Below are 13,822 nucleotides of genomic sequence, written 5' to 3' on the forward strand. Positions count from 1 at the left end.
TTTGCCTTGGTTGCAGAATTCATCAAAATGTAACATTGAAAAAAATCCGGCTGTAACCCTTGGTGTATCTCGATTTTATCTTTGAGGTGGAAGGCGGTTTCGTGGTGGCTGCCCCAAGTTGTCACAATTGAAATAAAACTGAAACAGATTCATTGCAAACTTTCGGTCGTTCCAAACCAATAACCAAGACGAACATAACGTCGAAAGGATTAAATGATGAACGTTTTTTGTAAAACTCTACTTGCTTCTGCGCTAGCTTCTGCAACTCTGGCTTCTGCTTATGCCGCTGAGCCACTGACTGTTTATGGTAAGTTGAACGTTACCGCTCAATCAAATGATGAGAAAGGTGATTCTACAACAACTATTCAAAGTAATGCTTCTCGTTTTGGTGTGAAGGGTGATTTCGAACTGTCTAGCTCGCTGGAAGCGTTCTACACAGTTGAGTACGAAGTTGATACTGGCGCTGCAACAAGCGACAACTTCAAAGCCCGTAACCAATTCGTTGGTTTAAAAGGTGCATTTGGTTCTTTCTCTGTTGGTCGTAACGACACTCTGTTAAAGATCTCTCAAGGTAACGTTGATCAGTTCAACGATTTATCAGGTGACTTAAAGAGCCTGTTCAAAGGTGAAAACCGTTTAGGTCAAACGGCAACTTACCTGTCACCTTCAATCGGTGGTTTCGTATTCGGTGCTACTTATGCTGCTGAAGGCGATGCTGACCAACAAGCTCAAGACGGTTTCAGCTTAGCCGCTATGTACGGTGACGCTAAACTGAAAAAATCACCTTTCTACGCTGCTATCGCTTACGATTCTGACGTAAAAGGTTACGAAATCCTGCGTGCATCGGTACAAGGTAAAATCGCTGATTTAACCTTAGGTGGTATGTACCAACAACAGGAACAAACTTACAAAAACGCTTTACCTGTTAACACTGACAGCGTGAACGGTTACCTGTTAAGCGCAGCTTATGATATCAACGCAGTGACCTTAAAAGCTCAATACCAAGACATGGAAGACTTAGGTGATTCATGGTCAGTGGGTGCGGACTACAGCTTAGGTAAGCCAACGAAAGTGTTTGCTTTCTATACTAACCGCTCTATGGAAGCGTCTAACGACGATGACAAATACATCGGTGTTGGTTTAGAACACAAGTTCTAATCTCAGCATTAAGGTTGAATTAAGGAGGCTTAGGCCTCCTTTTTTATTGCGATAAACAAACAGTTATATAAACTTAATATGACAATTATCGCGACAATATCGCTTTTGCGGCATGCTTATTCATAAATCTGTAATAAAAATGACTAATAATAGCCGTGTTGACATTCACTGACAGAAAATCACTTATGACTGCAAGGATATTGATAGTAGAAGACGAGTTAGCCATCCGCGAGATGCTGACTTTTGTAATGGAACAGCATGGGTTTACAACCTCTGCGGCGGAAGATTTTGATTCGGCCATTGCGCTGCTAAAGGAGCCTTACCCCGATCTGATTTTGTTGGATTGGATGTTTCCTGGTGGAAGTGGTATTCAATTGGCCAAACGCCTCAAGCAGGATGAGTTTACCCGTCAGATCCCCATTATTATGTTAACCGCTCGCGGTGAAGAAGAAGATAAGGTTAAGGGCCTCGAAGTGGGCGCCGATGACTATATCACTAAACCTTTCTCACCCAAGGAGCTGGTGGCGCGTATCAAGGCTGTGTTGCGCCGTAGCGCGCCGACCCGCCTCGAAGAAACCATCGATGTACAAGGATTGTTACTCGATCCCGTGAGCCACAGGGTGAGTGTTGGCGATACCGTACTCGATATGGGACCAACGGAATTCCGTTTATTACACTTCTTTATGACACACCCTGAACGTGTTTACAGCCGCGAACAGCTGCTCGATAACGTTTGGGGAACCAATGTGTATGTAGAAGACAGAACCGTGGATGTACACATCCGTCGCCTGCGTAAAGCGGTTGAAGAATCGGGCCATGATCGCCTTATTCAAACGGTTCGTGGTGCAGGTTATCGTTTCTCTACACGCATTTAGTGCCAAATAAGAGATAGGCACAGGTTAGCTTTTAAGCTATCTTGTGCTCCTCCTATTTAGCCTGATGTCTGGGTTTATTTATGTTCGACTCTTATTCAGGGTACCGGCTGTTTTCGCGCTTAGCGGTGTTTTTACTGCTTTGTTTGCTGATTGGTTTATTGGTAGGGAAACCCCTCTGGATACTTATCATTGGATTGCTAGGACTGGTGTTCTGGCATTACCGTCAGTTAGCGCGTCTCAATTTTTGGTTATGGCGAGATAGAAAATTAACGCCTCCCCAGGGCAGTGGTAGTTGGGAAGGGGTGTTTAACGGCATATACCGTCTACAGGGTAAAAATCGTCGTCGAGTGGGTCAACTAGCCGCCTTGCTAGGACGTTTTCGCCAAGGGGCCGAGGCCTTGCCCGATGCGGCAGTCGTGCTCGACTCTGAGCACAATATCTTATGGTGTAATAAGTTAGCTCAGCTGATTTTAGGCTTTGTCTGGCCACAGGATAATGGTCAACGCATCGATAACTTGATCCGCCACCCTGATTTTTCGGCCTATATCAAAGCCGGAAAATACAAAGATCCCTTAGAGCTGGCATCGCCCGTATCCGATAGACGACTGCTCGAAATCCGTATTATGGCCTATGGCGATAGGCAGTTATTGCTCATTGCCCGCGATATTACACGGATAAGGCAACTCGAAGGCATGCGTAAAGAATTTGTCGCCAATGTGTCACACGAACTGAAAACCCCGCTCACTGTATTGCAGGGCTATTTAGAGATGATGCAAAGCATGGCGGAACCCGGTTCGATGAACGCCAAGCCCTTAGCGTTAATGCAGCAGCAGACGCGGCGCATGCAGTCGATGGTGGAGCAACTGTTGGTGTTATCACGCATCGAAGATGCGGCGGATATTAACCTTGAGAACACCGTAAACATGGCGCAGTTGATGGAAGTCTTAAAGGAAGAGGCCAAGGCGCTGGCGCAGGACAAGTACGAGCTAAGCTTCCACTGTGAGGCGGGACTTAACTCCCATGGCAATGAGCTGCAGCTTAGAAGTGCTTGTTCTAATTTGATTTCGAATGCGATTCGCTACACAGAGCCCGGCGGCAAAATTACCGTGCAATGGCGCAGTGTGGCAACCGGTGGCCTCTTTAGTGTGACAGATACGGGGGAGGGGATAGCACCGCAGCATATTAGCCGCTTAACCGAGCGTTTTTATCGCGTCGACAGTGCACGCTCAAGGCAAACCGGTGGTAGTGGCCTTGGCTTAGCCATTGTGAAACACGCTTTGAGTCATCACCACAGTGAGCTCAATATCAGTAGTGAATTGGGTAAAGGCAGTACCTTTAGTTTTGTGATCCCATCCCATTTGATTGAACGCAAAAAATAATTGTCATAGAAACGCATATTATTTTTACATATAAAACAGGTCATTATGGCCTGTTTTGCTTTTGACACTTTAACAATGCGAGGTTTTTTTCAAAAAAATGCGAAAAATGTGTTTTGTCATCTAAGTGTCACATCTTGGACATAGAATTGTCATTGTAGCGATTGATACTGGCTGCGTCTGAAGAAACTTAAGTTAGAAATTAGTTAGCTTATTACTGGAGCACATAATGAAACTGAAAAAGCTTGTCGGCGCGATGACCCTCACAGCCGCTGGTGTATTCTCTGCCACTGCAATGGCATCTGTTGATCAATCTCTGCCAACTTACGAGAAAGCAAGTGGTGTATCAGGCAACCTTTCGTCTGTAGGTTCAGATACTTTAGCCAACATGATGACTCTGTGGGCTGAAGAATTTAAACAGATGTACCCTAACGTAAACATCCAAATTCAAGCTGCGGGCTCTTCTACTGCGCCACCAGCCTTAACCGAAGGTACTTCACAATTCGGCCCTATGAGCCGCAAAATGAAGCCTAACGAAGAAGAAGCCTTCGAAAAACACTATGGTTACAAGCCAACTGCAGTTCGTGTTGCGATTGACGCTTTAGCGGTATTCGTACACAAAGATAACCCAATCAAAGGCTTAACTGTTGAACAAGTTGACGGTATTTTCTCTTCTACTCACAAGTGTGGTAGCAGCGATATCCAACGTTGGGGCGACTTAGGTCTTGACGGTAACTGGTCAGCAAAAGACGTACAATTGTACGGTCGTAACTCAGTATCAGGCACTTACGGTTACTTCAAAGAGCACGCTCTGTGTAAAGGTGACTTCAAGGCCAACGTAAACGAGCAACCAGGTTCTGCTTCTGTGGTTCAGTCAGTGTCTCAATCACTGAACGCTATCGGTTACTCAGGTATCGGTTACAAAACTGCTGGCGTGAAAGCCGTTGCCATCGCGAAGAAAGGTAACGAGTTTATCGAAGCGACTGCAGAAAACGCCGCTAACGGTACTTACCCATTATCACGTTACTTATATGTATACGTGAACAAGCAACCAAACAAAGACTTAGCACCAATGGAAAAAGAATTCATCCGTTACGTGCTGTCTAAGCAAGGTCAGCAAGTGGTAGAAAAAGACGGTTATGTGACTCTGCCTAAGAGCGTAGTTGCTAAAGATTTAGAACAGTTAGGCATTCGCCTCTAATTCTTAATCGCTAAACCTTAAGGGTCTCTTCGGAGACCCTTTTTGTTTTTGGGACCTAAATCAACAACTTGAGTAGGGGGTTATCATTTTTGGGGGATTGCTGACTGGCGCTGACGACTGTAATACCAATCGTATTAAATATCTGTTCATTCAGCGGGAGTTAAATGGGCTTTAGACAAGGCGAAGGCTTGAAGGCATAGTGACTGCTCTGTCGAAAGCCTTAAACGCAGTATAAAGCATGTTCAACCCCGCCCTTCGGGAACCTCACTGGCATCTCACTCCCGTGTTACATTGACTTAAAAGGGAGAAACCATTTCCTCGTCAATGCGCCTTGGATTGAGATGCCTGTGAGGCTCTGAACTGATTAGATATTTAATGTGATTGGTATAAAAGGACATAAAAAAAGCAACCTAATAAGGTTGCTGTAAATTCCAATTCGGAATCCGGGGACGGTCGCGCTAGAAACCATCTAAAGGAGAATGATGATGAACGAAGAAACTCTTGCAAAGATTCGGTTCATAATATCTGACTCAAGGACGCGAAATTAGTTCAGCAAAAATAGAAAATATTTGAAAATATTTTTTATATTTTCCTTTATACATTGAAAGTAAGTGAATTTTATTGTTTATGGTGAGTTGAAGTTGATTATTGCAAGCTATCGACTCAAGCATTGTTACAAAATGCGGATGTGAGAAAGGTTTATTCGATTGCACAGGAGTAAATCAGCGGCTGATAATATGGTCAGATAATTTTCCGTCCACAGGTTAGCTAAGTGATGCCGTTAGAAAATCAGCAAATGCCAATCGCACCCGCAGCATGGGATTTAACCCGAGATTACCATTCCTTTGCCAACAGTGACCAAGTGCAGGTCACGCACTTGTCCCTCGCGCTAAAAGTCGATTTTGCGACTCGTACTCTGCTCGGGGAAGCAACGCTGTCACTGTGCTATCTTGAGCCTGAGGTTGGTGAGCTATGGCTCGATAGTCGCGATTTAAGCATTTTATCGGTCACGACTGATGAAGCCGCGCTGGCATTTCATCTAGAAGCAGCCGATGACATTCTCGGGCAGAAATTAGTCATCCAGTTACCCCAAGCGCAGTGCGAACGAATCTATATTCGTTACCAAACCTCACCGGAGGCTGAAGGGCTGCAGTGGCTTACGCCTGAACAAACGGCGGGCAAAGCATTACCTTATCTCTTTAGTCAATCTCAGCCCATTAATGCCCGCAGTTGGATCCCTTTGCAGGATTCGCCAAAGGTGCGGATCTCTTTCGATGCGCACGTCGAGGTGCCAAAGGGCATGCGCGCCGTGATGAGTGCTATGAACGACCCTGATACACCGCTTGAGGGGCAATTTCATTTTGAGATGGAAAAGCCCATTCCGACCCATTTGCTGGCTTTAGCTGTGGGTGACTTAGCTTTTCAAGCCATAGGTCAGCACAGCGGCGTGTATACCGAGCCTTGCATGTTGGCAGCCGCAGCGACTGAGTTTGCCGATACCGAACACATGCTGGACGTGGCGCAATCCCTCTTAGGCCCTTATGCCTGGGGACGTTATGACATGATCATCTTGCCACCCAGCTTTCCTTTCGGCGGCATGGAAAACCCGCGTTTAGCCTTTTTAACCCCAACTCTGATTGCGGGGGATAAAAGCTTAGTGTCGACAGTCGCCCACGAGTTGGCACATTCGTGGACGGGTAATTTGGTCAGTAACGCGACTTGGCGCGATCTCTGGCTAAATGAAGGTTTTACGACCTACTTTACCAATCGGATTGTCGAAGAAGTCTATGGCAAGGAGCAGGCCGAGCTGGAATGGGTTATTGAATTTGGTCGACTGCAAGAAGAAATGGCGGCTTTACCGCTTCACAGGCAAACGCTGCCCGCCAATGTGCAGCAGACCGATCCTAATCTAGCGTTTAACCGTTTTACCTACGATAAGGCTTCGATGTTCGTCCATGAGTTAGAACATCGCCTCGGCCGCGCCGAATTCGATAAGTTTCTGTTTGCCTATGTGCAGCACTTTGCCTTTAAGGCGATCACCACCGAAGTGTTTGTCGAATACGCGAAAGTAGCCTTAGTCGAAGCCTATCCGGATAAGATAAGTGAAGCCGAGCTGTTGGAGTGGATTTATGGCGAAGGTTTGCCTCAAGGTTATGTGGGGCCCACATCGCGAAGTTTAGATAAAGTCGATTGCGCCTTAGATGATTTCTTACAGGGCAAAGCGGCCAGCGAGCTTAAGGTAAAAGGTTGGCGAGTCCACCATTGGCAATACTTTTTGACCCAATTACCCGAAGTGTTGTCGCAGGTGCAACTCATGGATTTGGACGATACTTTTAAGTTCACCGAGTCTACTAACGCTGAAATTGCCTGCGATTGGTTTAGGGTCGCTATCCGTAATCATTATGATCCTGTGTTACCCGCCTTAAGTGCGTATTTACAGCGCATTGGTCGCGGCAAGTTTGTTCGTCCACTTTATGCCGAATTGCAAGTTGCTGGCTATCACACTGAGTTACAACACATCTATGCCAGTGCAAGGGCGGGTTACCATCCTTCGATTCAAGTGCAATTGGATAGGATGCTGAAGGGGTAAAATACAGATAAAAAAATGGCAACCTAAGGTTGCCATAAAAGAATCAAAGTAGGAGACAAAGGAATGCAGTGCGCTAGCGTGTATTCGATTGCTTCCCAAAAGGGAGATGATGATGAACGACCAACCAATTCGACTCTATGCAATAACTTGAAACTGTTTCATTGAATTAAAAGGCGCGTTTTATCCATTTAATCCTTTGCTAAAGTTTTCATTTAGCAATCTATTCTGCATTAAAGCGGATTTGTTAATCCTTACATATAATCAGACTAAGACCTTTTGATAAAGTTCAGTTGGCGGCTAAAAAATTTTAAATTTATTTTTGGCCTTGCTAGCATCAGCATATTGAGCTGTTGGTGCGTGGCTACATTTATTTTACATATAAAACATAGGCATAAAAAAAGGCAACCAAACGGTTGCCTAGTGACCTATTCCTAGGTCAAGGGGGCTGCGCTAGAAGCCCCAGGGAGAATGATGAACATGAAAAAGACATTCGCTGTTCAATATGTTTGAGGGGCTTATAGAATTAAAGTTCCATCGAAAATAAAAAATAACTTAAATTTTTTATTTAATAATAAAATTTCAATGGGATAGCGTGCGGATTATTTTAAAAGCGCTTCTATCTTGTCACTAATGGCTTCTGGTTTTGTGGTTGGTGCAAAGCGAGCGACCACTTCGCCCTGACGATTAATTAAGAATTTAGTGAAATTCCACTTAATGCGTTCTGTGCCTAATACGCCCGGCGCGGCTTTTTTTAGGTACTGATATAAAGGGTGAGTGTGCTCACCGTTTACCTCGATTTTCGAAAACAGCGGAAAACTCACGCCAAAGTTGAGTTCACAAAAACTTTGGATGCCTTTCTCATCGGCTTTTTCTTGGGCGCCAAACTGATTGCATGGAAAGCCTAAAACCACCAATCCCTGCGCTTTATATTTTTGATAGAGCGCTTCTAAGCCTTTGTACTGTGGTGTAAAACCGCATTCACTGGCGGTATTCACAATTAAGATCACTTTGCCTTGATATTGCGCTAGTGCAGTTGGATTGCCTTGAATGTCGTTTGCGCTATGGCTATAGATAGTCGATGTCATCATTACCTCCTTAGGTGTGGTGAGTAGCATAAATAATAGTTTAATTGTTATCAATTGATTTGTGTGCAATTTATTTTGTGGGTTTGCTAATCTTCTTCAATATCAATATAGTTACGCTAATTTTTATCTCAGCAGAAGGGCGTTTATGTGACTGAACATGAAGCCGAATACGAAACAAACACACAGGCCGATGTTGGGCAGGTTGTTCAGCAACTCACTGAAGTTGAAGGTGAAGAACAGGCTGAAGTGTTCAGTGAAATCTTAAATGAAGCTGAGCCTGGCACGGTTGCTTTAGTGCTGGAGTCTTTACCCTTAGACGAGCGTTACGAGCGTTGGCAACAAGTTGAGTTTAGTGACCGTGTGACAGTGCTGAGTTTAATGCGCGCCGATCCGCGTATGGGGATCCTAAAGCAGATGCCCGACAATGAGGTGGATCTGCTATTCGCGCAGCTCAGTCCTGAGGATTTGATTGAGTGGAGTGATTATCTCCCCGAAAGTTTTACCGACCGTGCCTTGGCGCAAATGGGCGAACGTCAGCGGCAGCGCTTCGAGCTGTACGACCAATACTCTGAAAATGAGATTGGTCGTTATACCGATCATCAAATGTTAGTGCTCAGCGATAAGGCTACTGTGGCTCAGGCGCAGCGGTTTTTCAGGCGAATCGAACTCGACTGTAACGATAATTTATTTATTGTCGATGAGGCGGATAAATATCTCGGTACGGTAAGACGTTATGATATTTTCAAGCATGATCCCTCTGAGCCGCTGATTTCACTGTTATCGGAAGACAGTCGCGCCTTAACCGCGGATACCACGCTACTCGATGCTGCCGAGGCGATAGAGCATAGCCGCGAAATTGAGTTACCCGTTATCGATGAGGCTGGGGAGCTGATTGGCCGTGTCACCCTAAGGGCCGCCACCGCCTTAGTGCGTGAGCATTACGAAGCGCAATTAATGGCGACCGCGGGTATGGATGAGTCCGACGACTTATTCGCCCCGATCATCAAAGGTGCACAGCGCCGCGCCGTATGGTTAGGGATTAACTTACTCACGGCATTTTTGGCCTCGGCAACCATTGGGTTATTTGAGAATGTCTTATCTCAAGTGGTGGCACTTGCGGTGCTGATGCCGATAGTGGCGTCCATGGGCGGGATTGCCGGCAGTCAGTCGCTCACCTTGATGATCCGCGGTATGGCGATGGGGCAGATTTCTGCGGGTAACTTATTCTCGTTAATGAAGAACGAGTTAGGCATAGGTTTAGTCAATGGCACCCTGTGGGCGATTGTGATTGGACTGGTGGCGGGCTGGTGGTTTGCCGACAGCACCATAGGCATAGTGATAGGATGCGCGATTTTGATCAATATGGCGGTCGCGGCGTTGGCCGGGGTGTTTGTCCCTATGGTCTTGCAGCGATTTAACCAAGATGCGGCGCTCTCTGGCTCGGTGATTTTAACCACAGTGACCGATGTGGTGGGCTTTTTCACCTTCCTCGGTATGGCGACGATACTGTATCTCTAAGTGGCTTTTGGTTGTTTAACTCATTTGTATGAATCACAACGATATTCAATTTGTCCTTTGCCAAAATGCAGCCGAATTAGCGGCTGCGGCGGCCTTAATCGATCGGCGGGATGACAACGCGCATCCCCTCGACCATCAGGCCTTTGCTCAGTCGCGCGCTGTCATATTGGCGAAAACCCTCGAGGGTGAGATGGTTGGCTGCGCGGCGATTAAGGCGGGTTCTGGCCCCGTGGGGGAACTCGGTTATCTGGTGGTCTCGCCTTTGTACCGTCGCCGTGGCATAGCCCAAGGGCTTACTCTTAAGCGGATTGAAGTGGCTAAAGCACAGGGGATTGCCTTGTTATTTGCCACCATTCGAGATGAGAACAATGCCAGTCGAGTGAATTTACTCAAAGCTGGATTTCACTTTTGGCGGAACTATTTAAGTATTAGAGGCACGGGGAATACCGTAGGTTGGTATTACTTAGCTTTGCAGGAAAGTGTCGATATCGACGGCATAATGCAATCTTTAGTTGGAGATCGGGTGCCAGCACCCTAAATGTTTTCGAGTTGTTTAATTTAGGTTTTATTGGTGTTTTTTACCGGTTTTCGTTTGGTTTCAAATTCAAAAATCTTCGCGACTCTCAACTAAATATGCAGATTTTCTTTTTTTATTCGGTATGATCCGCGCCATTACCCACAGTCATTATTGAGGTGTTTTTATGGCTAAGTTCAGAGTAGCAAGTGTCTTATTATTGAGTGCAGCCGCACTGCAGGTGAATGCGTCAGAATTTAATCTTGGGTTAAACAACGATGTGGTTTCTACCGAGTTAGAGCTGCAAGTGAATAAAGATGTCAATGCAGTATTAGGATATATTTATTCAGACGACAGTGGTCATATTGCCCAAGGCGCAATGCACATGACCCATGATGTTGGCGTACACCACTTCGAAGTCGGTGCTAAGTTAAGCCAGTTATGGGCAGATGATGCGCCAAACGGCAGTGCCGTGTCCGTGGGCGGTCGTTATGCCTTGGCGTTAGGGCCAAATATCTCTTTGCATGCCGCCGCTTACTATGCGCCATCGGTATTGTCTTTCGGTAATGTCGATGGTCAATACGAGTTAGATTCAAAGGTGCAGTACCGCGTGAACCCTAATATGGCGTTCTATGTGGGTTACCGTAAGATTGCCTTCGAATATGATCACGCCCGTGACTTTACCTTCGAAGATGGCGTTTATATCGGCGGTAAATTCCGCTTCTAATCTCGCCTTTATTGAGTGGCCAGTGGCCACTTTGATTTCAAAGCCGGCCAAGGTTAACTTCGCCGGCTTTTCCATTTGGCTTTCAGTTCACTGTAGCTTGGCAGGATGGAGGAAAAAATCACCAGTCCTATGCCAATACACACCACAATGCTTAAGTGCTCATCCAAAAACCACCAACCAAACAATGCGGCAAAAATAAGGCCTGTGTATTCCACTGGGTCCATTTGGCTGGCATCGGCGCGCCGATAGGCGTGGATGATGAGGTAGGTCATACCAATATAAAACAGCCCTAAGGTTAAGCCAACTTGGGCAACGGGCAGGCTAAAGTCGGCACCCTCGTACCAAGTTGCCGGTATCAGAAAAACCATCGCAAAGGCATTAGACCAAAAGAGTGTTGAAAAGGGATGCTCATGGGTTGAATATGCCTTCAAAATCAGGCTGTTTGTTGCCGAAGTCATGGCACCAAAAAAGGCTAGACCGATATAGAGGTTAAATTCCGTCGGCTGACTTATCAGCAAAATGCCCGTAAAACCAATAATCCCCGCAACGGTGCGACGATAACCTATGCGCTCATTTAAAAAGAAGGCGGACATCAGCAACAGTAACAATGGCGAGGTATAGATCACCGCCGTCACGGTTGCGAGTGGTAAGTGTAATACCGCCAGCATAAAGATGGCATTGCCTAAGCCGATTAACAGCGCTCGGCTTAAGTGCACTTTGTAGAAGGGGCTTAACTTAAGGTTCCCCTGTAGGCGCCAGACAAAGGGAAGCACCAAAAGCGTAGCAAATAATTGGCGATAAAGCACAAGTTGAAATACGGGCGCATTAGTTTCAAGCAACTTAACCAATAGGTTGCCGCTGGCAATCAATAATTGTGCAGCTAAAATCATCAATAATGGTGCCATAGGTATCCAAGTGAACGTCTGATATTGAGGCTAAGGTGTTGTCCCTTAAGTTAACGACTAAAATATCATCATAAGGCACCCAATTGCCGACTAATTTAGTCTAATCAATTGTAAAAAATAAAATGTAGTCATAAAGTTAACACTTTAAATTGATTTTCTGCGTGGAACGAGACGCTGGTATATAAACTTAGATACCTATGAGTAAACCTAACTTGCAACATTTTTGGTGCTTTTTGCTGCTTCTTTGGACATTTAGTCCGTTTGCCCATAGCGCTGAAATTGCGTTGGATTCCCCCTATTTATTCCATGCCGATGCGAAACAGCTCCCTCCCGAGCATTTTAATGACGTGACCCAGTGGATGGGGCAACTTGAGGAGGCTCGTTCAGTCAGCCTTGCGGGCGGTGATTATTGGATGGTATCTCCGGTAATGGTCAATAGTCGTCAAAGCCATTGGGTAGTGGATGCCAGTAATTCGATTGTGGAATCCGTCGATTATTGGTTACTTGGCAGTGATGGCTCAGTGCAAACGGCCCACAGTGGTTACTATGCGCCCTATGAATTTTTATTCGATTACGGTCGTAAAGTACGACTGAATATGGGGACCGATTATTGGTTAGTGACTCGGCTCAGTAGCCGCTATTATTCCTCCGCGCCTGAATTGGCGATAGAGTCGGAAGAAGTGCACCAGTTAACCAACGACCGTGTGGCCATGGCGATACTGATTTGTTTAGGGGGATTGCTCTTTATCGCTCTATACAATCTACTGATTTACATCTCTATTTTTGATAAGGCCTTCTTATACTACGGCCTGTATGTATTGACCTATTTTGGTGGCTGGGCACTGACCTTCCATTTACCGGCGCATCTATTTAACTTTCATCAGCTTGAATTACATCATCTGTTTTTTATCAGCTTGCCGATATTTAACATCATGTTCTACAAGCACTTCTTACAGTTACCTAGCTATTCGCCTAGATTATGGCGGCTTAGCCAATATTTATTAGTCGCGTGTATTTTAGCCTTGCCGACCAGTATTTGGTTATTGCCCTATACCGCGATTATTGCCTCTGTCTTAATCATGCTGTGGATTGCGTTAGCGATCACCTGTGGCAATGTGTGTTTGATGAAAGGCTTTGCCCCCGCGCGCTATTTCATCATGGCCTTTAGTTGTTTGCTGTTGCCTGCGGTGATTATTCTTCCAGGCAATATGGGGATCACCCCTGATTTTATTGAACATGCCGAGTTTGCGACACTGCTGGGTGGCACTGTGGATGCTTTGCTGTTATCCCTTGCGTTAGCGAATAAGCTCAAACTGTTGGCTGAAGAGCGCAAGGCCCACATTGAAGAACTCGGTATCGCTTGGGAGAAGGCCAGACTCGATGGTTTAACTCGAGTCGGTAATCGTTATGCCTTTGATGAATATATGAATTCGCAATTAACCTTTGCCGATAAGGTTGTACAACCAACGGCCTTGGTGCTGCTTAATGTCGATAGTCTTAAAATGGTGAACGATACCTTAGGGCATCAGGAGGGGGACCGTTTACTGCAAAATCTAGTGCAGTTTTTACAGGCGACCAATATTGCTCACCTTAAGATTTACCGGATCAGCGGCGATGAGTTTGTGCTTATTCTGCCTGCAAATGGCATGGGGACCTTAACTACCAGCTTAAAAGGATTAACGGCGCAATTTGCCGCCGAAGGCTTAAAGGATTGTCAGTTTAGTTTTGGCTTTGCCATCAATAGCGATGTGGCCGAACCCCACGAGTGGCTACGCTGCGCCGACAGCAATTTGTATCAGTCGCGAATGGAAAAGCGCCGCCAGGAATATGCCGATACCCGCGCGGGTGAGATAGTGTCTATTTAAATTTGAAC

11 protein-coding genes are annotated in these 13,822 nt (G+C 45.8%); 9 read left to right on the top strand and 2 right to left on the bottom strand.

Annotated elements, in window-relative coordinates; translation table 11 throughout:
• Positions 1–213 precede the first annotated feature (213 nt).
• From M0415_RS01390 to M0415_RS01410, 5 genes are all read left to right on the top strand, one after another.
• Positions 214–1,158 carry a porin gene (locus M0415_RS01390; RefSeq protein ID WP_164717875.1) on the top strand — a complete coding sequence of 315 codons (945 nt, stop codon included), beginning with the start codon at positions 214–216 and terminating at the stop codon, positions 1,156–1,158.
• Between the two features lie 185 nt (positions 1,159–1,343).
• The gene (phoB, locus tag M0415_RS01395) at positions 1,344–2,033 is read left to right on the top strand and encodes a phosphate regulon transcriptional regulator PhoB (RefSeq protein WP_011623460.1); all 690 of its coding nucleotides are present in this window, start codon (positions 1,344–1,346) and stop codon (positions 2,031–2,033) included.
• A gap of 80 nt (positions 2,034–2,113) precedes the next feature.
• Positions 2,114–3,412, top strand: coding sequence for a phosphate regulon sensor histidine kinase PhoR (gene phoR, locus M0415_RS01400; RefSeq protein WP_011717745.1), 1,299 nt, complete (start codon positions 2,114–2,116; stop codon positions 3,410–3,412).
• A 226-nt stretch (positions 3,413–3,638) separates the two neighbouring features.
• On the top strand, positions 3,639–4,610 hold the full coding sequence (locus M0415_RS01405) for a PstS family phosphate ABC transporter substrate-binding protein (protein ID WP_011623458.1): 972 nt from the start codon (positions 3,639–3,641) through the stop codon (positions 4,608–4,610).
• A gap of 775 nt (positions 4,611–5,385) precedes the next feature.
• Positions 5,386–7,200 (top strand): M1 family metallopeptidase, encoded by a 1,815-nt coding sequence (locus M0415_RS01410; RefSeq protein ID WP_249556613.1) that lies wholly within the window; start codon positions 5,386–5,388, stop codon positions 7,198–7,200.
• 599 nt (positions 7,201–7,799) lie between these two features.
• On the opposite strand, the gene M0415_RS01415 is transcribed toward M0415_RS01410, so the two are convergent.
• Positions 7,800–8,285, bottom strand: a complete 486-nt coding sequence (locus M0415_RS01415) for a glutathione peroxidase (protein ID WP_011626764.1) — start codon at positions 8,283–8,285, stop codon at positions 7,800–7,802.
• 147 nt (positions 8,286–8,432) lie between these two features.
• On the opposite strand from M0415_RS01415, the gene M0415_RS01420 reads away from it, so the two are divergent.
• The 3 genes from M0415_RS01420 to M0415_RS01430 all read left to right on the top strand — a co-directional run bounded on the left by M0415_RS01420 (position 8,433) and on the right by M0415_RS01430 (position 11,044).
• The gene (locus tag M0415_RS01420) at positions 8,433–9,803 is read left to right on the top strand and encodes a magnesium transporter (protein WP_011626763.1); all 1,371 of its coding nucleotides are present in this window, start codon (positions 8,433–8,435) and stop codon (positions 9,801–9,803) included.
• 28 nt (positions 9,804–9,831) lie between these two features.
• Complete coding sequence (locus M0415_RS01425; protein ID WP_249555915.1) at positions 9,832–10,341, top strand: GNAT family N-acetyltransferase; 510 nt, start codon at positions 9,832–9,834, stop codon at positions 10,339–10,341.
• Between the two features lie 163 nt (positions 10,342–10,504).
• Entirely contained in the window at positions 10,505–11,044 is a 540-nt protein-coding gene (locus M0415_RS01430; RefSeq protein WP_011717740.1) for a YfaZ family protein, read from the top strand.
• 53 nt (positions 11,045–11,097) lie between these two features.
• Here M0415_RS01430 and M0415_RS01435 read toward each other — a convergent pair whose 3' ends face one another.
• Complete coding sequence (locus M0415_RS01435; protein ID WP_249555914.1) at positions 11,098–11,949, bottom strand: DMT family transporter; 852 nt, start codon at positions 11,947–11,949, stop codon at positions 11,098–11,100.
• 197 nt (positions 11,950–12,146) lie between these two features.
• Between M0415_RS01435 and M0415_RS01440 the strand changes: the two genes are divergently transcribed.
• Positions 12,147–13,814 carry a diguanylate cyclase gene (locus M0415_RS01440; RefSeq protein WP_249555913.1) on the top strand — a complete coding sequence of 556 codons (1,668 nt, stop codon included), beginning with the start codon at positions 12,147–12,149 and terminating at the stop codon, positions 13,812–13,814.
• The last annotated feature ends 8 nt before the right edge of the window (positions 13,815–13,822 follow it).

Source organism: Shewanella sp. 10B, assembly GCF_023475885.1.
In the GTDB taxonomy this organism is placed as follows: domain Bacteria; phylum Pseudomonadota; class Gammaproteobacteria; order Enterobacterales; family Shewanellaceae; genus Shewanella; species Shewanella mangrovisoli.